The organism is Allobosea sp. GW823-FHT02B03, assembly GCF_058797755.1.
In genome coordinates this window covers 355,008-376,068 of record NZ_JBXAJY010000001.1, presented here as the reverse complement: position 1 = coordinate 376,068, position 21,061 = coordinate 355,008, and the positions used below count along the sequence as shown (strand labels likewise).

The following is a 21,061-nucleotide window of genomic DNA, read 5'->3' as shown; positions in this document are numbered from 1 at the left end:
AGGGGCGCGAAGCGCGCCCCCGGCCTTCAGAACCTGACCTCGAGCCTGCCCTTGAGGGCATGGTCCCTGGTGCGTTCGCCGATCGCGGCTGAGTAGGCGATGCCGACCGTGGTCGAAGCGGTGGCGCGCCAGTCGAGCCCGGCCTCGGCGACGAGGGCATTGCGGTCGATCTGGGCGGCATAGACCCGGGCCGGGGCGATGCCGGCGACGAAGGCGGTTCCGGCCTGCGGGGTGAGATCGCCAAAGCCGTAGCGCCAGCCGACGAGGCCGCGCGCGAAGAGCGGCATCGCGCCGAGCTGCGCCTCGGCCCGCAGGCCGAGCGTGGTGAAGCCGAGCGACTGGTCCTGCGAGGCGACCCGCAGCGCCGCCGCCCCGCCCTGCTCGATCGCCGAACCGGAGGAGACCCGCAGCAGCGCGACCTGCGCGAAGGGCTCGAGCGCAAAGCCCTGGAAGCGGAAGGCGTAGCCGAGCTCGGCGAAGGCCTGCAGCACGTCGGTGTCGCGCTCCGAGCGCAGCGTGTTGCCAAAACCGCGGATCAGGACCTGGCGGGTCAGGTTCGTCTCGCCGAAGGAGTAGCCGACGCCGCCATCAAGCCGCCAGTTGCCATGGCGCGCCCCGGCATAGAGCAGGACATGGCCGCTCTCCAGCCGGCCGCTCGACAACCTGGTATCGACGTCGAAGTCCGAGCGGGTATAGCCGCCGGCGATGCCGACCCTGAGCGAGCTCAGGCCGCTGTCGTAGAGCTTCATGTCGGCGCCGAGGATCGCCCCGCCGGTGCGGCGCGAGAGCGAGGCGGCATTGCCGTCGCCGTCGGTGTTGGCATGGGCCCCGAAACCCTCGCCCCAGAAGCTGAAGCGCTCGCCCGGCCGCGGCGCCGGCATCGCGACCGGCCCCTTGGCGCTCGGCAGATCGGCCGAGAAACCGGCCGCGACCTCGCCGCCCGGCACCGGCAGCAGCGAGCCGCGCAGGCGCCCGAGCACCGCCTCGCGCACCAGCCGGCTTTCGCCGACCGCGACCGCAACGCCCTGGGCATGGGCCTCGCCGGAGAGCAGGTCGAAACCGGCCCTTGCCTCGGCTGCCGTCGCCGAGACCAGCGTGTCGTAGACCAGGTTGCCGACGCCCAGCCGCTCCGCCGCATTGGCGATGAAGCCCTGGTTGCGCGTCGCAGCGATATAGGGGCGCGGGCCGCTGCCGCCGCCGCCCGTAGCCCCGCCGCCACCGGAGCCTCCGCCCGAACCACCACCGCTCCCGCCACCTGAGCTTCCACCACCCGACCCGCCGCCGCCATCCGGGCCGAAGCCGGTGTCGTTGCGGGTCATGGTCAGCGTCACGTCGCTGGCGCCATGGACCAAGGTCGGCGTCAGGAAGGCTAGGTTCGAGGAGACGCCGGCGAACTGGCCGGTCACGCCGCCATTCGCGGTCAGGATGGTATAGCGCGTCCCCGCCGCATAATTGCCGGCCTCGGCCAGGACCTGGACGGTGCCGCCGGACAGAGTCGCCATCCCCGTCGCAGCGATCCGGTCGCCCTGGCCGGCGGCGTTGATCTCGACCTGATAGGTCGAGCCCGCCGCGAAGGCGACATTGCCGGCGACGCTCAGCGTGCCGATCGAATTGCCGGGCGCCACCATGCCGCCGCTCGCGACCGCGATGCCACCGACCGTGCCGGAGCCGCCGAGCGTCGCCCCGCCATTGACCGTCACCGCGCTCGCCAGCGAGCCATTGACCACCAGCCTGCCGGCATTGACCGTCGTCGCGCCGGTATAGCTGCTCGTCCCGGTCAAGGTGAAGCTGCCGGTCCCGGCCTTGTTCAGGCCGCCGGTGCCGGTGATCGCGCCTGAGAAGCTCGTCGACGTGTGGTCCGAGCCGGTGCTCAGCGTGCCCGAGCCGAGCGTGACCGTGCCCGCCCCGGCAAGCGAGGCGATGCTCTGGCTGAAGCCGGCGAGATCGAGCGTGGCGCCCGAAGCGACCGTGAAGGCGGAGGCCGCGGCGAAGGCGCCGGTCGCGCCCGCTCCCAGCGTTCCGCCGAGGACCGTCGTCGCGCCGGTGTAGCTGTTGGCGCCACTCAGGACGAGCCTCCCGGCGCCGGCCTTGGAAAGCGCTCCGCTGCCCAAGAACGATTGCGACAGCGCGACGGAGCTTCCGACATCGGCGATGTCGAAGCCGCCGCCGGCAGCGCCAAGGACGATGCTGCGCGAAAGCTGCGTCAGCGTCGTGCCGGTCACCTGCAGCACGCCGCCATCAAGGGTCAGCACGCCCGAGGCGTCACCGAGATTGGCGTCGGACGAGATACTCACCGCCCCGCCCGCGATCGTGGTCCCGCCGGCATAGGTGTTGCTGCCTGAGAGCGTCAGCGTACCCGCGCCGGCTTTGGTCAGCGAACCGCTGCCGTCGATGTTCGCAGTCAGCGTCGCGCTGTCGGTGAAGTCCGCGACGATGCGGCCATCATTGCGGATGATGCCGGCGGAAATCTCGACCGTTCCCGCCAGGCCGCCGGTGCCGATATTCAGCGTGCCGGCCGTGCTGATCGCAATATCACCCGAGGTGACGCGCAACGCTCCGCCATTGGCGACGGTTACGGATGCCGCCTCGGTCAGGAGCGGATCACCGATCATCAGTCCGCTGCCGGCGACGCTCCAGCGCGAGCCCGGCCCGGTCACCAACACCGAAGCCGCGGCGTTGACGCCGAAAACTCCGGCCCAGTCGCTGCCGGTCAGCGTCGCGCCGCCTGAGATCGTGACCGAGGCCGGGTCGAGGATACCATCGACGAACATCGTGCCGACGGACACAGCGGTGCCCGCCCCGTCGATCACGGCGCTCGAAGCCACGGAAAAGCCCGTGCCACCATTATCGAGCATGCCGCCCTGGTCGACGACCAGGGAGCCGCCTATGACCTGGACGTCCTGGCCGAGGGTCAGAGAGCCGCCGCGAATGACGAAGGAGCCGCCGCCGCAGGCGCAGATCGACAGACCGCCGCCCAGTGTGCCCGTGCCGGTGTAGATCTGCGTTCCAGACCCGGAGAATTCGAGCCCGCCGGTGCCTGAAAAGCTGCCGGAGAAGGTGGCGTTGACGTTGGTCGAGCCGACGACAAGGATACCGTCGACGACAACGACCTCACCGGCGCCCGAAAGCGAGCCGACCCTGGCGACGGTGCTGGGATCGCCATCGAGCTTCAGCACCGCCCCCGCCGCGATCGTATAGTCTGAGTTCGCCGAGAAGCCGGTGTCGTTGACGCTGGCGAGTTCCCCGCCGAGGACCTGCGTCGCTCCGGAATAATCATTGTTGCCTTGCAGGCGCGTGGTGCCCGCCACCTGGACCAGCGAACCGGTGCCGCTGATCGAGGGCGCGAATGAGTAGTAGGCATCGGTATGGTTGAAGACGATGCGGCTGTCGCTCGTCGTCAGTGCGACCCCACCCGCCTCGAGGACGCCGACAGCCGCTGCGGCCATGCCCTGCGCCGCGCCGATGTTCAGGGTCCCGCCGGCGCCACCCAGGCGGCCGAGCTGGAGGGTCCCGGCGAAGGCGGCGACGTTCACGACACCACCATCCGCAATCGTCAGCGCACCGGCGCCGACATCGCCGACGATCAGGTCGCTGCCGGTGCTCCAGGTCGAGCCGGCGCCCGTCACGACCACCGAGGCGCCGTTCGAGATGTAGCCGCCGCCGGAGGAGGCGCTGCCGAGCTTGCCGCCGCCTTCGATCCGCAGCGCACCGCCGATGACATGGGTTGCGCCGAGGAAGCCGGTCGCTGCAGTCGTACCGCTGCTGTCACCGGTCAGAACGAGCGCACCGGCGCCCTGCTTGACGAAGCTCGCCCCGGTATCCCCGGTCAACGTGCCCGTAAGCGTCAGGGTCGTTCCGGTGTCGGTCTCGATGCGACCGCCGGCACTGTCGAAGCCAAAGGTACGGCCACTGATGAAGCTGGCCGTGGTGCGCAGCGTCGCGTCGGCGCCCGTATCGCTCGCCGGAACATAGGGCGCGCTGCCCGAGATCGACACGCCACCCGCCAGAGCCCCGAGATTGGCGTCGGAGGAAACCGAAAGTGCCCCATCCGAGATCGTCGTACCGCCGGCGTAAGTGCTGACGCCGGTCAGCGTCACCATTCCCGCGCCGGTTTTGCCAAGGGCGCCGGTGCCGGAAATCGTGTTGGCGATGGTGACATCGGTTGCCTGATCGAGCGTCAGCGCGCCGCTCGTGATGTTGATCTTTCCGGCGATGTTGGCCGTGCCTGCTACGCCAATGGTCAGCCTGCTGTTGTTGCCGCCCAGCTGAACGGCGTCGCCCAATATGCCGCCAACGCCATCGGCATCGGCGATCAGGCCGCCCGCCCCCAGCGTGATGGTCAGGTCATTGCCGGCGATGCCCGCGCCGGCCGAGCCGTGGACGGCGGGCGTGAGGCCTGAACCTCCAGCGCCACCAAGGCCGCCGCTGACGGTCGCATTGACCGTGATCACAGCGCCCGTCGCCGCGCTCACCCCGGCACCGCCCGCGCCGCCATGGCCGCCGAAGCCGAACTCCAGGCTTTGGCCGCCTGCGCCTCCCGTGCCGCCTCTGACGCTCGCATTGATGGTCACCGTCGCACCGCTGGTCAGAAGCAGACCGCTGCCGCCGTCGCCTCCCTTGCCAGCAGTCCCGCCCAAGCCTCCCCAAACCTCGCCACCGCTCCCACCAGCACCGCCCTGGACTGTGGCACCGATCGCCAGTGACGTTCCCGCGCTACCGGTGACCGCCAGGCCATGCCCGCCGCTGCCGCCGCCGCCCGCGGAGCCCTCGCTGATGCCGCCTCTGCCTCCGGTGCCACCCGTCGCGCTCGCATCGAGCGAACCGAGCGACCCGCCCGAGCCGGCGACGACCGCCCCCCAGCCACCGGCACCACCACCGCCACCGCCAGCCATGCCACCGGCGGCGCCGCCCTGACCGCCGTTGCCGCCGGAGACGGCCGCAAGCGGCGGGGTCATGCCGAAGGCACCGTGCGCGCCGCCGCCACCACCGCCACCGCTGTCGCCAATGCCCCCGTCGCCACCGGGGCCGCCGAAAGCTCCCGGAGCCGCCCCGCCTGCGCCGCGAACGCCGGTTCCACTGCCGAGGCCGCCCCAGCCACCGCCCACGCCGGCGCCACCACCTCCACCGCCAACACCGACACCACCCCCGGTGCCGGCCGTTCCGCCAGTGCTGGCACTGTCGCTACCGCCGGGGGCTCCGCCACCGCCGACGCCCCCTCCGGCCAGAGCAGGCGCCGCGAGCATTACGGCCAGGAGTGAAAGCGCGGTTCCCGCGCACAGGCGCGACGCGAGCCGCGCGCGACGGTTCCCTGAAAGCACGGGAACAAGCATAGACATGACGAAAGCCCCCCGCCGCGGCATCGCCTAAAAAAGCGCACGACGACCCCAACGTGGTGATGTGATTTGTAGGCAAATGTAAAGACTAGAAAAGCCAATAACGCCCAAGATCAGGCCCTCGCATGCCTCTTGGTCGCATGGCAGCGTCTTCCGATTTGGCCGGGCTCGTTTCCTTGGAAGCCGGCTCTACCGGGACGCGAGGTCGCCGCGCCCGAGCGAAGCGCCGCTAGCCTGTCGCCAGCTTGGCATCCTCGCGGATCATCTGCGCGCCCTTCTCGGCGATCATCATGGTCGGCGCAGCGGTGTTGCCGGAGGTGATCGCCGGCATCACCGAGGCGTCGATCACGCGCAGCCCCGAAATGCCGCGGACCCGCAGGCGCTGGTCGAGCACCGCCATCGGGTCGTCGTCGCGCCCCATCTTCACCGTGCCGGCCGGGTGGAAGATCGTCGTGCCGATGCGCGCGGCCGCCTCGGCGATCGCCTCGTCGGTGTCGCAGCCGGGCCCGGGCAGGTATTCCTGCGGCCGGAAGCGGGCGAGAGGCGGCTGCGCGACGATCCGGCGCGCCAGCTTCAGCGCATCGACCGCAACCTGCCGGTCCTCCTGCGTCGCCAGATAGTTCGGCGAGATCGCCGGCGCCGCCTTCGGGTCGGGGGTCTTGAGATGGACGCTGCCGCGGCTGGTGGGCCGCAGATTGCAGACGCTGGCGGTGAAGGCGCCGAACGGGTGCAGGCCGTCGCCCCATTTGTCGAGCGAGAGCGGCTGGAAGTGGAACTGGAGATTGGGCGTGGCGTAATGCGGGTCCGAGCGGGCGAAGGCACCCATCTGGGAGGGCGCCATGGTCAGCGGGCCGGTGCGACGCGCGGCATATTCCAGCGCCATCAGCGGGCGGCGCCAGAGCTTGGCGTATTCGGTGTTGAGCGTGCGCACGCCCTCGACCTTGTAGATCGGCCGCAGCTGCAGATGGTCCTGCAGGTTCTCGCCGACGCCGGGCGCGTGCCGGACCGTCTCGATGCCGAGGCTCTGCAGATGCGCGCCGTCACCGATACCCGAGCGCTCGAGGATGGCGGGCGAGCCGACCGCGCCGGCACTGAGGATGACCTCGCCGGAGACATGGGCGATGAAGCTCTCGTCGGCATCGCTGACGACGACGCCGGTCACCCTGCCGTCCTCGACGATGATGCGCTCGACGGTGACGCCGAGCTCGACGCGCAGGTTCTCTCGGTCGAGCGCCGGCTCCAGGAAACCCCGGGCCGCGCTCCAGCGCCGGCCGCGCTTCTGGTTGACCTGGAAATAGGAGGAGCCCTCATTGTCGCCGGTGTTGAAGTCGTCGATCTTGCGGATGCCGGCCGCCTCGGCCGCGTCGCGGACCGCGTCGAGGATGTCCCAGCGCACCCGCGGATGCTCGACCCGCCATTCGCCGCCCGAGCGATGGAAGGCGTTGGCCGGCGCGATATGGTCCTCCTGCTTGAGGAAGAGCGGCAGAACGTCGTCCCAGCCCCAGCCATCGAGGCCCAGCTGGCGCCAGCCATCGTAGTCGGCGGACTGGCCGCGCATGTAGATCATCGCGTTGATCGCCGAGCAGCCGCCGACGACCTTGCCGCGCGGATAGGCGAGCGAGCGGCCGGCGAGGCCGGGCTGCGGCTCGGTCTGGAACAGCCAGTCGGCCCGGGGATTGCCGATGGCGTAGAGATAGCCGACCGGGATGTGGAACCAGACCCAGTCGTCCTTGCCGCCGGCTTCGAGGATCAGGACGTTCTTGCGCCGGTCGGCCGAGAGCCGGTTCGCCAGCACGCAGCCGGCCGAGCCTGCGCCGATGATGACATAGTCGAAGGTGCCGATGCTGGTCTCGCCCGCCATACGCTTTCCGCCCTGGTCCTCAGCCTTTCCCAAGGGATAGGGCGAGCCGGCCGCCGCGGCAACGCGCGGCCAGTGCGAAAAGACCTTGCTGCGAATGCGCCTTTGTCTTGGACTGCGGCGCATCGGCAGGTTCAATGACGGCAGCACGAGATCGGAGACACCTGCCATGCTGCTGCGCATCGAGCCTTTCGAGGATCCGCAGACCGGCCGCTATGCCATCGCGATCCACTATCCGGCCGATGCGGAACGCCCGCTGGTGACGACGGCGGCGCGCTACAAGAGCGCCGCCGCCGCCGAGCAGGACATGATCGCGATCCTCTCCGCCGCCGCCAACAACCCGCCGCCGGTGGAGCCGCCCAGCCGGCGCTGAACACGGCTCCAACTACTCAGCCTCATCCTGAGGAGCGGGCGTCGGCCCGCGTCTCGAAGGATGGTCCAGCCGCTTCCGGAGACTCCTGAAATATCCTTCGAGACGCCGCTGCGCGGCTCCTCAGGATGAGGGCTGGAGAAGATGCAGGTCAGCCGACAGCGACCTGATGCTGCGGCTGGATCTCACGGCCGGTCTCCGCCGATTCGAGGATGGCGAGGCAGATCTCCAGCGTCGCCATGCCCCATTCGCCGGTGTGCAGCGGCGCCACGCCATGGCGGATGGCGGCGTGCATCTCGTCGACCACCTCGGCCCGTGGCACGGACGGTGCCGGCAGCGGCTCGAACCAGCGCTCGGCATCGGCATAGACCATGACGCCGTCGGCGAGCGGGCGCAGATCGGCCCGCTCGCAGGAGATCACGACCTGGCCGAAATGGTTGTGCGCGACTGGCGCGGCGGCGACGGAACTCTTGGCGACGCCATAGGTCCGGGTGTTCTTGAGGGCCGCCTCTTCCTCCGGCGTCGCGACCTTGGCGAGGCCGCGCCGGGCCGCACCGTAATTGTCGGGATCGCGCTGCTGGCCGAGCTCGCCCAGCCAGCCGAACTGTTCGTCGCTGTCATAGCGGCCATAGCCGGAATAGGTCAGGCTGGCGCTGGCGCCGCCCTCGAAGGTCAGCAAGGCCTGATAGGCGCCCTCGGTCGGACGTCCTGCATCCCAGCGCCCGGTGATCGCGCGCACGCTCTCGACCCTGCCGCCGGCGATCAGGCGGGCGACATCGACCTGATGGGCGCCCTGGCTGAAGACCACGCCGCCGCCCTGGGCGGTGTCGAGTTCCTCCGGCCGGCGCGGGCGATAAAGGAAATCGGTGTAGTTCAGCGCGGTGATCATGCGGACCGCGCCGAAGCGGCCGGAGCGGATCAGCGCCGCGGCATGGAGATAGGGCGTATCGAAAGAGTGGCTGTGGCCGACCATGAGATGAACGTCGGCCTGCCGCGCCGCGGCGATCATCGCCTGGCAATCTGCGATGCTCAGCGCCATCGGCTTCTCGACCAGGATGTGCTTGCCGTGGCGGGCGGCGAGCGCGACATGCTCGACATGGAACTGGTGGGGCGTGGCGATATAGAGCGCCTCTACGTCCGGGTCGGCGCAGAGCGCCTCGATCTCGGCATAAGCCCTGGCAGGCGCGCCGGGCCGCGAGAAATCGGCCTCGAACTGCGCCCGCGCCTCGGGGCGAGGATCGGCGGCTGCGACCAGCCGACAAAGTGGATGCTGCGACAGCGTCGGCAGCATCAGCATGAAGGCACGGCCGAGGCCGAGGACGCCGAGGCGCAGGGGTTCGCTCATCGGCGGCTCCTCTAGAGGTCCAGCACCAGCTCGGACGACTTCGCCCGCGAGACGCAGATCATGATGTTGCGGGCGCGCTCGTGCTCGGACAGAGCGAGGTCGCGATGGTCGGGCTCGCCGGCGATCAGCCGCGTCCGGCAGGTGCCGCAGGTGCCGCTCTCGCAGGAACTGGGCAGGACCTTGCCGGCCTCGCGCAACGCCTCGAGGATCGACTTGTCGGCGGGCACCATGACGCTGCCGCCGCTCTTCGCCAGCCTGACCGTGAAGGGCACATTGTCTTCCGGCCTCGCCTTGGCGGCGCCAAAATCCTCGAAATGCACGGCGGAAGACGACCAGTGCCCGGTCATGTCGCGCACCGCCTCCATCAGGCCACGCGGTCCGCAGCAATAGAGATGGGCGCCCTTCGGCTCCTCCAATACCGGCCAGAGATCATAGGCTTTGGCGGGATCGCCGCCATCATGGTGGATCACCACCTTGCCGCGGAACTCCGGGGCGGAAAACTCGTCGCGGAAGGCCATCAGCTCGGGCGAGCGGGTGAAGTAGTAGAGTTTGAAGGGCTTTGCCCTGGTCGCCGTAAGGTGTTTGATCATGGCGCGGATCGGCGTGATGCCGATGCCGCCGGCGATGAAGATGTAGCTGGCCGGGCCGGGCTTCAGCTGGAAATCATTGCGCGGCGCGCCGACCGAGATCGCGTCGCCTTCCTGCGCCTGCTCGATCAGGCAGACAGAGCCACCGCGGCCGCCGATCTCCTTCTTGACCGCGATGACATAGCGGTCGCTCTCGGCGGGGTCGTTGCACAGCGAGTATTTGCGGGTCTCGCCATTGGGGACGGTTACGGAAAGATGCGCGCCCGCAGTGAAAGGCGGTAGCTCGCTGCCATCGCCGGCCCGCAATTCGAACAGGCAGATGTCCTCAGCGATCATCGTCTTCTCGGCGATCCTGAGGGTGATCGCCTCGCTCCCGTCAGCCATGCGCACCGCCTTGCCCACCGCCCTGCGCCTGCCTCTCTCGACAAGCGTTTTGAACCCGACTAATCTCAGACTTAGATAACTAAGTAATTTGCCTCTGGCTAGTACCGGGGCAAGCGCCGGGGAGGCCGCCATGCTGACGCATGAGGAGAACGAGATCCTGACCCGCGTCGAGGGCGATGCCCCGATGGGGCAGTTGATGCGGCGACACTGGACGCCGGCGCTGCTCTCCGAGCAACTCGTCGAGAGCGATGGTGCCCCGGTCCGGGTGCGGCTGTTCGGCGAAGACCTCGTGGCCTTCCGCGACACCGATGGGCGGATCGGCGTGCTCGGCGAGTACTGCCCGCATCGCAAGGCCTCGCTGTTCTTCGGACGCAACGAGGAATGCGGGCTGCGCTGCCTCTATCACGGCTGGAAGTTCGACGTGGACGGCAACGTCCTGGAGATGGTCTCCGAGCCGCCGGAGAGCGGCTTTGCCGAGAAGGTCAAGCACAAGGCCTATCCGGTGGAGGAGGCCGGCGGCTTCATCTGGGTCTATATGGGCCCGCCCGAGCTGAAGCCGGAATTCGAGGCGCCTGCCTGGGCGCCGACGCCGCAGGCCAAGGTCTCGATCGTCAAGATCGACCTGCCGGTGAACTGGGCGCAGATCATGGAAGGGCAGATCGACTCCGCCCATTCCTCGAGCCTGCACTCCTCCGACATGAAGCCGGCGCGCGTCACCTCTGCCGGGGCCAATGCCACGCACTGGACGCGGCCCTCGACCGACAAGAACCCGCGGATCCAGGTCCAGCTGACCAATTACGGCTTCCGCTATGCCGCGATCCGCCGGCCGATCAGCAATGCACAAACCCATGACTACATCCGGCTGACCGTCTTCGTCGCGCCCTATACGGCGCTGATCCCGCCGAACTCGTCCTACAACGTCGCGACGGTGATCGTGCCCAAGGACGACGTCTCCAGCTATTTCCACTTCATCGCCTGGGGCAATGACGACTGCATCGACCAGGAGGCCTGGCGAAAATTCTGCGTCGCGCAGGTCGGCATCGATCTCGACAAGAACTACCGCAAGATGCTGCGCAGCAAGGAGAATGACTATCTCCAGGACCGCAAGGCGATGAAACTCGGCGACTTCACCGGCGTGCCCGGCATTCCCAACCAGGACATCATGATGTGGGAGTCGATGGGGCCTATCGCCGACCGCACCAGCGAGCGGCTCGGCGCCAGTGACATCGCCATCGTGCAGTTCCGGCGGGTGATGATCGACGCGGCGCGCAAGCTCGCGGCCGGCGGCGAGGCGATCGGGCGGATCGAGCCGCATATCCCGCAGGCGAGGCTTTCCTCGTATCAGGGCATCGTGCCCAAGAGCGAGGATTGGCGGAAGCTCGGCGCCTCCAGCGAGGAGATCGCGGCGCTGGATGGCATGGAGTAGGACGAGACGGAAGCCGAAATGGCGGGCGCCGGGCGCTGAGCGCACCGTCCGCCAGCACGTTTCCCGTATCGGTGCCCAACGGCGAAAGTCTTGGAAAGGCGACGATGGCCGGGCGAGTGTCCGCGCAGAGGCACTCAGCCCGAGCTTGGAAACGCCGATGCCAGACACGCCCTCTGCCCTCGCCCAGACCATCCAGGACATCGTCGACGCCAACCGGATCCTCGCCAACGAGGATGTGCTCGACGGGTTCGGCCATGTCAGCGCCCGCCATCCCGAACGGGCCGACCGCTTCCTGATCTCGCGCTCGCGCAGCCCCGCCCTCGTCACCGCCGCCGACATCGTCGAGCTCGACCTGAATGGCGAGCCGGAAGCGCCGCTCTCCGTCGGGCTCTATGTCGAGCGCGTCATCCACGCCGCCTTCTACAGGGCTCGGCCCGATGTGATGGCGGTCAGCCATCACCATGCCGCCTCGGTGATGCCGTTCTGCCAGACCGGGGTACCCGTCGTGCCGGTCTTCCATGTCGGCGCGGTGATCGGCGCGCAGGTGCCGTTCTGGGACAGTCGCGACGAGTTCGGCGACACCAACCTCCTGGTCGAGAACATGGCCCAGGCGGACTCGCTGGCGCGCGCCTGCGGCCCGCATTGGAGCGTGCTGCTGCGCCGCCATGGCGCCTGCAATCTCGGCCGCTCGGTCAAGGAGATGGTGTTCCGTTCGGTTCATCTGAAGCAGAACGCCGAACTGCAGTTCCAGTCGGCGATGCTGGGCGAGGTCTCGCCCTTGACCGCGAAGGAGATCGAACTCGCCGCCAAGCTCAATCTCGGGCCGCTGGTCCAGACCCGGCTCTGGGATTTCTGGAAGGCGCGACTCGGCCACTGAACTCCCGAACCGACAGCGCTGCGGAGAAGCATCGATGACCGACATCGGCAAGGCCGGCGGCAAACTTGCCGGCATCGATCAGCCCCTGCCCTGCACCGATAACGGCGTCTGGGGCAGCGACGTCGTCGCGCAGATGCTGCGGGCGCTCGACATTCCCTATGTCGCGCTCAACCCCGGCTCCAGCTTCCGCGGCCTGCATGACAGCCTGGTCAACCATACCGGCAACCAGGAGCCGCAAATGCTGCTCTGCCTGCATGAGGAGCACGCGGTCGCGCTCGCCCATGGTTACGCCAAGGTGACCGAGAGGCCGATGGGCGTGATTCTGCACAGCAATGTCGGGCTGATGCACGGCGCCATGGCGATCTACAATGCCTGGTGCGACCGGGTGCCGATGCTGATCTTGGGCGCGACTGGCCCGGTCGACGCCGCCCAGCGCCGGCCCTGGATCGACTGGCTGCACACCGCCAAGGACCAGGGCGCGCTGATCCGGCCTTACGTGAAATGGGACGACCAGCCGGTCTCGGTCCCCGCCGCGATCGAGGCACTGACCAGAGCCGCCAACCTCACCCGCATGGCGCCTTGCGGGCCGACCTATGTCTGCCTCGACGTCTCCATGCAGGAGCAGCGGCTCGACGAGATGCCCGCGCTGCCTGATCCGAAGCGCTATGCCGCCGCCGCGGCCCCGGTTCCCGCAGCCAAGGATATCGCAACCGCAGCCGACTGGCTCGCCGCCGCCAGGGAGCCGCTCCTCCTGATGGGCCGGATGTCGCGCAGCCCCGTCGATTGGGCGAGGCGGGTTGCGCTTGCCGAGCATCTCGGCGCGCGGGTCCTGACCGACATCAAGACCGGCGCCAGCTTCCCGACCGACCATCCACTGCATGTGACCAAGCCCGGCTTCTTCCTCGACGAGGCCGCCGGCGCGGCCATCCGCGCAGCCGACGTCATCCTGGCGCTCGACTGCGTCGATCTCGGCGGCATGCTGAAGCAGGCCGGCGGCCTGCCTGTTGCGAAGATCATCAACATCTCGCCGGACCATCAGCTCCATAATGGCTGGAGCATGGACCATCAGGCCCTGGCCCCGGCCGATCTCCACCTTGCCTGCGCACCCGACGCCGCCTTGCATCTCATCGCGGATGCGCTCGGCATCGGCGCAGGCAAGGCGGCCGCCGACCTACCCGCCCTGCCCGCTTTCCAGGCCGACGAGGATCGGCCGCTCGACGTCGTCACTCTTGCTGCCGCGATGGGCGCGGCATTGCGCGAGGAGGTGATCTCGCTGGTCAGGCTGCCGCTCGGCTGGGCCGGCGAATCCTGGCATTTCCGCCATCCGCTCGACTATCTCGGCATCGATGGCGGCGGCGGCATCGCGGCCGGCCCCGGCATGCTGGTCGGCGCGGCGCTGGCGCTGAAGGATACCGGCCGGCTCCCGGTCGCGGTGCTCGGCGATGGCGACACGCTGATGGGCATCGCGGCGCTCTGGACAGCGGCGCATTACCAGCTGCCCTTCGTCGCGATCGTGTCGAACAACCGCTCCTTCTTCAATGACGAGATCCATCAGGAGCGCGTCGCCAGGCAGCGCCAGCGCCCGGTCGAGAACAAATGGATCGGCCAGCGCATCGCCGAGCCCGACATCGACATCGCCGCCATGGCGCGTGCGCAGGGGCTGGAAGGGATCGGACCGGTGGCGACCATGGCGGAGCTGACACAGGCCGTGCGGGAGGCAACGACGCTGGCTCGAAAGGGACGCCCAGTGCTGATCGATGCGCGCGTCCTGCCGGGCTACAATCCGGCGATGGCGTCGAGCATGACGCGCCATGCGAGCGACAAGCCGGCCGGCGCCTCCTGACCGACAACGCGGGGTTTCCTTTCGCCCCGGCGACAGCGGACCGCTCGGAGCGGCCAGCCGTCGCGGAACGGCGCGCTACTCTGGAGCCGCCGAACGCGTCACACCCGCGCGAAGAAGGCCGAGCACCTCGGCGAGGCTGCCGGGCGGTACGAGAATGTGCCCGCCGCTCTTCCGGCTGCTCCATTCCAGGTGGCTGGTCTCGAAGATCGGCAGGAAGCGCTTGTTGAAGGTGATCTTCTGCAGGCGTGGCGGGCACGCCTCGAGCCCGAGGGCGAACACCCATGAGGCCGGCTCATGGGTGCACGAAAAGCTGATGTGCGAGCTTTGCCGGCCCTTTGGGTGACCGTCCTGCCAGAGCTTCGACAGGCCGAAGCGGATGGCGGTCTGGACGACGGCCACGACCTCCTCGGTCATTCTCCAGCGCAAGGCCAGATAGGACCGGCCATTCTGGCTGACGGTCAGGACGCCGCCCTCCTCGGCGAGGAGGATGTCGTTCTCGAGATCGTGAAAATAGGCCGTCCGCAGGATCCTGCTCCTTCCACGTACGCATTTCGTAGCGCGCCCTGGCGCCGCCGCGATCGCCGAGGATGCCCCATCGCTGGGCCGGGTGGCTTGACATAGCGCAAGAGAATTTATATCCAACCGGTCGGATATTTTCAATGAGGATATATGGGCCGCCATCGCACCATCGACCGGGAAGCCGTCCTCGACGCCGCCGAAAAAGTGGTGAGCCGTGACGGCGCGGTGCATCTCACGCTGGAGGCCGTCGCGGCCGAGGCCGGGATCAGCAAGGCCAGCGTGCTCTACGACTACAAGACCAAGCGCGCCCTGATCCGCGCGGTGATCGAGCGGCGCGTCGCCGTCGAGACCGCCTATATCCAGACCTTCGTCGATGCGCTCGCGGGCGAGCCCGATGCGCTGATACGCGGGCGTCTCGCCTCCGCCTCGCGCCTCCGCTCCGACGAGGAACGCGCCGTGGCGTTCAACCTGTGCGCGGCGCTGGCCCAGGATGCCGAGCTGCGCGAACCGATCCAGCAGATCAACCGCGTGCAGGTCTCCGAAATCGCCGAGCAGTCCACTCATCCGCGCGGCGCGATGCTCGCCTTCCTCGCCGCTCAGGGGCTGATGTTGATGGAATGGTTCGAGCTGCATTGCTGGTCGGCAGAAGAGCGCGCGCGCCTCGTCGCCGATATCGGCTGGCTGGTCGACCAGTCCCCAGGCCTGCCGACCGCCTAGCTGGCGGACCTGCCGCAGCCGGCCCGAACTCCGCCCTCTCCTTTTGCACCGTCCCCTCCGGATTTTCCGCATGACCTTTCCGATCTCGCATCTCGGCCGCGGCCTCCTGCTCGGCGTGCTTCTGCTGACCGCCGCCTGCTCCGAAGAGAAGAAGCCGGCGCAGGGCGCCGGTGCGCAGCGCCCGCCTGTCGCCGTCGGCGTAATCACCGCCGAGCCGCAGACGCTGCCCGTGACCAACAACCTGCCGGGCCGCATCGCGCCGACGCGGATCGCCGAAGTGCGCCCGCGCGTCTCGGGCATCGTCGTCGAGCGCGTCTTCCAGCAAGGCACCATGGTCAAGCAGGGCGACGTGCTCTACCGGATCGACCCGGCGCCGTTCCGTGTGCGGGTCGCCAGCGCCGAAGCGGCGCTGAAGCGCGCCGAGGCGAGCCAGCTTCAGGCCCGCCAGCACTCTGACCGGATCGTCGAGCTGCTCGATCGCAAGGTCGCCAGCACCCAGCAGCAGGAGACGGCGGTCGCGCAATTGGCCCAGGCCGAGGCCGATGTCGCCGCCGCCCGCGCCGGTCTCGACGCAGCGCAGCTCGATCTCCAGTATTCCGAGGTTCGGGCGCCGATCAGCGGCCGGATCGGGCGCGCCCTGATCACCGAAGGCGCCCTTGTCGGCACCGGCGCCGCCGATATCCTGGCGACGATCCAGCAGCTCGACCCGGTCTATGCCGACTTCACCCAGTCAGCCGGCGAATTGCTCGCCCTGCGGCAGGCGCTCAAGCTCGGCGCGCTGACCGGCCCCAATCCGGGCGCCGCCAATGTCCAGCTGCTGTTCGACAATGGCGCCACTTACAAGCACCGCGGCCAGCTGCTGTTCTCCGAGGCCACGGTCGACGTGACGACTGGACAGGTGACGTTGCGCGGCCAGTTCCCCAACCCTGACGGCGACCTGCTGCCGGGCATGTATGTCCGCGTCGTCCTCGAGCAGGGCGTGCAGAACAACGTGCTGGCCGTGCCGCTGCAGGCGATCCAGCGCGACGGCGCCGGCCAGGGACAGCTCTATGTCCTGCAGGCCGACGGCACGCTCGAGCTGCGTCCGGTCAGGACCGGGCGCACGGTCGACAACCTCCAGGTGATCGATGACGGGCTGAAGCCCGGCGATCAGGTCGTCGTCGAAGGCTTCCAGAAGATCCGCCCCGGCGCCAAGTTCACCGGCGCGCCCTGGAAGCCGGCCGCCGCCGACCCTGCCCCCGCCACCGAGAAGCAGGGCTGAACGCAATGCCGAGTTTCTTCATCGACCGCCCGATCTTCGCCTGGGTCGTCGCGATCTTCATCATGCTCGCCGGCGTCATCACCATTCCGATGCTGCCGATCGCGCAGTATCCGAACGTCGCGCCGCCGCAGATCACGATCAGCACCAACTATCCCGGCGCCTCGCCGGAGGACATCTACCAGAGCGTCACGCGCCCGGTCGAAGAGGAGCTCAACGGCGTCCCGGGCCTGCTCTATTTCGAGTCGACCTCGGAGGCGAACGGCCGGATCAACCTGACCGTCACCTTCGCGCCCGGCACCAAGATCGGCGAAGCCCAGGTCGAAGTGCAGAACCGGATCAGCCGGGTCGAGCCGCGCCTGCCGCAGACCGTGGTGCAGCAGGGCATGCGCGTCGAGCAGGCCGGCACCGGCTTCCTGATGCTGGTGACCCTGACCTCGCCCGACGGCAAGGTCGATGCGATCGGCCTCGGCGACTATCTCAACCGCAACGTGCTCGGCGAGATCCGGCGCATTTCCGGCGTCGGCAGCGCCCAGCTCTTCGCCACCCAACGCTCGATGCGGATCTGGATGGACCCGGAGAAGATGCTCGGCCTTGGCCTGACCTCGGCCGACGTCATCGCCGCGGTGCGCGCCCAGAACGCGCAGGTCGCGGCCGGCCGCATCGGTGCCCAGCCGAACCCGATCAACCAGCAGCTCTCCGCGACAGTGCTGGTCAAGGGCCAGCTGACCTCGCCCGAGCAGTTCGGCTCGATCGTGCTGCGCGCCAATCTCGACGGCTCGTCCGTGCGCCTGCGGGACGTCGCCCGGATCGAGGTCGGCGGCGAATCCTACAACTTCTCGACGCGCCTCAACGGCCAGCCGAGCGCCGCCATCGGCGTCCAGCTCTCGCCGACGGGCAACGCACTCGCGACCTCGCAGGGCGTGCAGGCCAAGATGGAGGAGCTCGCCCGCTTCTTCCCGGCCGGGCTGAAATACGACATCCCCTACGACACCTCGCCCTTCGTCGAGGTCTCGATCCAGAAGGTGCTGAACACGCTGCTCGAGGCGATGGCCCTGGTCTTCGTGGTGATGTTCCTGTTCCTGCAGAACTTCCGCTACACGGTGATCCCGACGCTCGTCGTTCCGGTGGCGCTGCTCGGCACCTGCGCGGTGATGTTCGCGGCCGGCTTCTCGATCAACGTGCTGACCATGTTCGCGATGGTGCTGGCGATCGGCATCCTGGTCGACGACGCCATCGTGGTGGTCGAGAACGTCGAGCGGATCATGGCCGAGGAAGGGCTTTCGCCGAAGGAGGCGACCCGCAAGGCGATGACCCAGATCACCGGCGCGATCATCGGCATCACGCTGGTGCTGACGGCGGTGTTCGTGCCGATGGCGTTCTTCCCCGGCGCGGTCGGCATCATCTACCAGCAGTTCAGCCTGACCATGGTCGTCTCGATCCTGTTCTCGGGCTTCCTCGCCCTGACGCTGACGCCGGCGCTCTGCGCGACCTTCCTGAAGCCGATCGCGAAGGGCCATCACGCGGAGAAGAAGGGCTTCTTCGGCTGGTTCAACCGCAATTTCGACCGGATGTCGCACGGCTATAGCGGCATCGTCGGCGGGATCACGCGTCGCACCGGACGCTATATGGTGATCTATCTCGCGCTGCTCGTCGGCCTCGGCTGGTCATTCATGCGCCTGCCTTCCGCCTTCCTGCCGAACGAGGATCAGGGCTATCTCCTGGTCGACGTGCAGGCTCCGCCGGAGGCCAGCGCCAACCGGACGCTCGACGTGCTCCAGCAGATCGAGAAGATCGCGCTCGCCGAGCCGGCCGTCTCGCGCATGGTCGGCATCTCCGGCTACAGCTTCGCCGGCGCCGGCGAGAACGCGGCGCTCGCCTTCATCACCCTGAAGGACTGGAGCGAGCGCGGCCCGAACGATTCCGCCACCGCCATCTCGGCGCGGATGAACGGCAAGATGTTCGGCATCAAGGACGCGCAGACCTTCGCGCTGTCGCCGCCGCCGATCCAGGGCCTCGGCAACTCCAGCGGCTTCACCTTCCGCCTGCAGGACCGCGCCGGTCTCGGGCAGGAGGCGCTCTCGGCGGCACGCGCGCAGTTGCTCGCCGCCGCTTCGCAGAGCCCGGTGCTCGCCGGCCTGCGCGTCGAGGGGCTCGCCGACGCCGCCCAGGTCAACCTCATCATCGATCGCGAGAAGGCGAACACCTTCGGCGTCGCCTTCGCCGACATCAATGCGACGATCTCGGCCAATCTCGGCTCGTCCTATGTCAACGACTTCCCCAATGCCGGCCGCATGCAGCGGGTCACGGTCCAGGCCGATGAAGGCCAGCGCATGCAGACCGCCGACCTGCTGCGCCTGAACGTCCGCAACGCCCATGGCGGCATGGTGCCGTTCTCCTCCTTCGCCAGCATCGAATGGTCGAAGGGCCCATCCCAGGTGGTCGGCTACAACGGCTATCCGGCGGTGCGCATCGCCGGCCAGGCCGCCCCGGGCTATTCGTCCGGCGCCGCCATCGCCGAGATGGAACGGCTGGCGCGCGAGCTGCCGTCCGGCTTCGGCTATGAGTGGACCGGCCAGTCGCTGCAGGAGATCCAGTCGGGCTCGCAGGCGCCGCTGCTGATCGGGCTCAGCATCCTCCTGGTCTTCCTGCTGCTGGCGGCGCTCTATGAGAGCTGGTCGATCCCGCTCTCGGTGATGATGGTCGTGCCGCTGGGCGTGATCGGCTCGGTGGCGGCGGTGACGCTGCGCGGCATGCCCAACGACGTCTACTTCCTCGTCGGGCTGATCGCGATCATCGGTCTCTCGGCCAAGAACGCGATCCTGATCATCGAGTTCGCCAAGGACCTGCACGCCGAGGGCAAGCCGCTGCGGGAAGCGACGATCGAGGCGGCGCATCTGCGCTTCCGGCCGATCCTGATGACCTCGCTGGCCTTCACGCTCGGCGTGGTTCCGCTGGCGATCGCGTCGGGCGCCAGTGCGGCGAGCCAGAACGCCATCGGCACCGGCGTGCTCGGCGGCATGATCTCGGCGACCGTGCTCGCGATCTTCTTCGTGCCGGCCTTCTTCGTGTTCATCATGAAGCTGTTCGCGCCCAAGGAAGCAAAGCCCGAGCCGAAGCCGGAGCCGGCACAGGTCGCGATGGCCGCAGAAGACTGAACGACCGGCCCGGCTTCCGCGCGCGGCGGCCGGGCCCTCGCTCTGATTTCCGAAGGAAAGCCGGACCGGCTTGCGGCAAGTCAAAGTGCCAAGGGTGGTCCTGGGGTAGCCGATGGCGACCGCTATCCCGAGGCGCCCCTTGCAGCTCACGACCTTCCTGCTGACATCCGCGGCGATCCTGCTCACGCCGGGACCGACCAACACCATCCTCGCCGCCTCCGGCGCGGCGATGGGGCTGCGCCAGGCGAGGTTGCTGCCGCTGGCCGAGGCGCTGGGCTATGCGTTCGCCATCGGCTTCTTTCTCTCGCTCGCAAACCTGCTCGGGGATGTTCCGCAGGCTTTGCCGTTGATGAAGGCGGTCGCCGCCATCTGGTTGCTGCTGTCGGCGCGAAAACTTTGGTCCTTGCCGGTCGTTCCCGAGATGCCGGCACGCTCCGGCGCCTTTGCGCGGGTGCTCGTCACGACCCTGCTCAACCCGAAGGCGATGCTGGTCGGGACGCTCTCGATCCCGTCGCTGCTGCCGGGGCAGCCGGTGCTCGGCCTATTCGCCTTCGTCGCGCTCTCGATCGCCGCCGGCTTCGGCTGGACGCTGCTCGGCGCGAGCCTGCCGGTAAGCCTGCGGCGACATTCCTACCGGATGGCAGCGATGATCGTCTGCGGCTTTGCCGTCGCAGCCGCCGTCAGCGCGGCGCAGTGAGAAACCGAGCGGCGCCGGTCGAAACCCGGCGCCGTCCTGTCCTGACGGCGCCTACGCGCCTTTCGCGTCCCGCCTGGCCTGGGCGCGCTTGCCGGCCTGCGAGACGCTGCCAACCTTGGCGCGGTTGACGCTGAAGCGGCGCTTGCGACTCTCGATCGCGATCATGCCGTCACTCGCGGTCTTGTCGGCAGGGCGGGCCTTGGCCTTGCCGTCAGCCTTGAGCGCGAGCGCCCGGCGGGCGGCCTCCTTCATCTCCTCATGGGCGGCGATCGCCCGGCGGCGCGCCGTCTCCCGGTTGAGCCGCTTGGCGGCCTGCGCCCAGACCTGCTTGCGGCGGGAGGGGCGCTCGACCTCGCCCGGAAAGCTCGCGCCGCGCGCATCTGCCTTGCCGCGAATACTGCGGCGCATCTGCCGAACGAATGTGCGCTCCTTCTCCTGCAGGTCGCGGATTCGTTTGCGCATTTCCGCGAGCGCCTTGTCGTCGGCATCGACGATGGCCGGGTAATGCGTCCCTGCGACGAAGGCGATCTCGTCCTGTTTGAGCAGGGAATTCTCGGTCTTGATCGACAATGTCATCACATCACCTCCTCGCCTACCGGGAGGCGTACTATCCGGCGGCGCGCCCACGCTGGCAACCGCCGGCCCATGGCCGCGGGCTTCGTGGGGGCGCTTGGAGCAGAGCTGACCGC

Annotated in this window: 14 protein-coding genes; 8 read left to right on the top strand and 6 right to left on the bottom strand. The window is 68.6% G+C overall.

Annotation, left to right across the window (positions count from 1 at the left end; all coding sequences use genetic code 11):
* Positions 1-26: 26 nt before the first annotated feature.
* Positions 27-5,336, bottom strand: a complete 5,310-nt coding sequence (locus AC1REK_RS01735) for an autotransporter domain-containing protein (RefSeq protein ID WP_492273776.1) — start codon at positions 5,334-5,336, stop codon at positions 27-29.
* Between the two features lie 226 nt (positions 5,337-5,562).
* On the bottom strand, positions 5,563-7,194 hold the full coding sequence (locus tag AC1REK_RS01730) for a GMC family oxidoreductase (RefSeq protein WP_492267404.1): 1,632 nt from the start codon (positions 7,192-7,194) through the stop codon (positions 5,563-5,565).
* A 166-nt stretch (positions 7,195-7,360) separates the two neighbouring features.
* Here AC1REK_RS01730 and AC1REK_RS01725 point away from each other — a divergent pair, with 166 nt between their 5' ends.
* Positions 7,361-7,564 carry a hypothetical protein gene (locus AC1REK_RS01725; protein ID WP_316018173.1) on the top strand — a complete coding sequence of 68 codons (204 nt, stop codon included), beginning with the start codon at positions 7,361-7,363 and terminating at the stop codon, positions 7,562-7,564.
* 148 nt (positions 7,565-7,712) lie between these two features.
* Here AC1REK_RS01725 and AC1REK_RS01720 read toward each other — a convergent pair whose 3' ends face one another.
* Together AC1REK_RS01720 and AC1REK_RS01715 are read right to left on the bottom strand one after the other, a co-directional pair.
* On the bottom strand, positions 7,713-8,906 hold the full coding sequence (locus AC1REK_RS01720) for a Gfo/Idh/MocA family oxidoreductase (protein WP_492267405.1): 1,194 nt from the start codon (positions 8,904-8,906) through the stop codon (positions 7,713-7,715).
* An 11-nt stretch (positions 8,907-8,917) separates the two neighbouring features.
* Positions 8,918-9,877: a PDR/VanB family oxidoreductase gene (locus AC1REK_RS01715; protein WP_492267406.1), complete on the bottom strand. Its 960-nt coding sequence runs from the start codon at positions 9,875-9,877 to the stop codon at positions 8,918-8,920.
* A 130-nt stretch (positions 9,878-10,007) separates the two neighbouring features.
* On the opposite strand from AC1REK_RS01715, the gene AC1REK_RS01710 reads away from it, so the two are divergent.
* From AC1REK_RS01710 to AC1REK_RS01700, 3 genes are all read left to right on the top strand, one after another.
* Complete coding sequence (locus AC1REK_RS01710; protein ID WP_492267407.1) at positions 10,008-11,303, top strand: Rieske 2Fe-2S domain-containing protein; 1,296 nt, start codon at positions 10,008-10,010, stop codon at positions 11,301-11,303.
* A gap of 157 nt (positions 11,304-11,460) precedes the next feature.
* Positions 11,461-12,180 (top strand): class II aldolase/adducin family protein, encoded by a 720-nt coding sequence (locus tag AC1REK_RS01705; protein WP_492267408.1) that lies wholly within the window; start codon positions 11,461-11,463, stop codon positions 12,178-12,180.
* Between the two features lie 34 nt (positions 12,181-12,214).
* A complete protein-coding gene (locus AC1REK_RS01700; RefSeq protein ID WP_492267409.1) occupies positions 12,215-14,023 on the top strand; it encodes a thiamine pyrophosphate-binding protein in 1,809 nt (602 codons plus the stop codon).
* 75 nt (positions 14,024-14,098) lie between these two features.
* Here the strand turns inward: AC1REK_RS01700 and AC1REK_RS01695 are convergent, their stop codons facing one another.
* Complete coding sequence (locus AC1REK_RS01695; protein ID WP_492267410.1) at positions 14,099-14,773, bottom strand: hypothetical protein; 675 nt, start codon at positions 14,771-14,773, stop codon at positions 14,099-14,101.
* On the opposite strand from AC1REK_RS01695, the gene AC1REK_RS01690 reads away from it, so the two are divergent.
* The 4 genes from AC1REK_RS01690 to AC1REK_RS01675 all read left to right on the top strand — a co-directional run bounded on the left by AC1REK_RS01690 (position 14,750) and on the right by AC1REK_RS01675 (position 20,372).
* Complete coding sequence (locus tag AC1REK_RS01690; RefSeq protein WP_492267411.1) at positions 14,750-15,259, top strand: TetR family transcriptional regulator; 510 nt, start codon at positions 14,750-14,752, stop codon at positions 15,257-15,259. The two genes, AC1REK_RS01695 and AC1REK_RS01690, sit on opposite strands and share 24 nt — an antisense overlap.
* A 70-nt stretch (positions 15,260-15,329) precedes the next feature.
* Positions 15,330-16,520 (top strand): efflux RND transporter periplasmic adaptor subunit, encoded by a 1,191-nt coding sequence (locus AC1REK_RS01685; protein WP_327523071.1) that lies wholly within the window; start codon positions 15,330-15,332, stop codon positions 16,518-16,520.
* Positions 16,521-16,525: 5 nt separating this feature from the next.
* Positions 16,526-19,675: a multidrug efflux RND transporter permease subunit gene (locus AC1REK_RS01680; RefSeq protein ID WP_492267412.1), complete on the top strand. Its 3,150-nt coding sequence runs from the start codon at positions 16,526-16,528 to the stop codon at positions 19,673-19,675.
* Positions 19,676-19,814: 139 nt separating this feature from the next.
* Positions 19,815-20,372, top strand: a complete 558-nt coding sequence (locus AC1REK_RS01675) for a LysE family translocator (protein WP_492267413.1) — start codon at positions 19,815-19,817, stop codon at positions 20,370-20,372.
* 51 nt (positions 20,373-20,423) lie between these two features.
* Here AC1REK_RS01675 and AC1REK_RS01670 read toward each other — a convergent pair whose 3' ends face one another.
* Positions 20,424-20,948, bottom strand: coding sequence for a hypothetical protein (locus tag AC1REK_RS01670; RefSeq protein WP_492267414.1), 525 nt, complete (start codon positions 20,946-20,948; stop codon positions 20,424-20,426).
* Positions 20,949-21,061 lie beyond the last annotated feature (113 nt).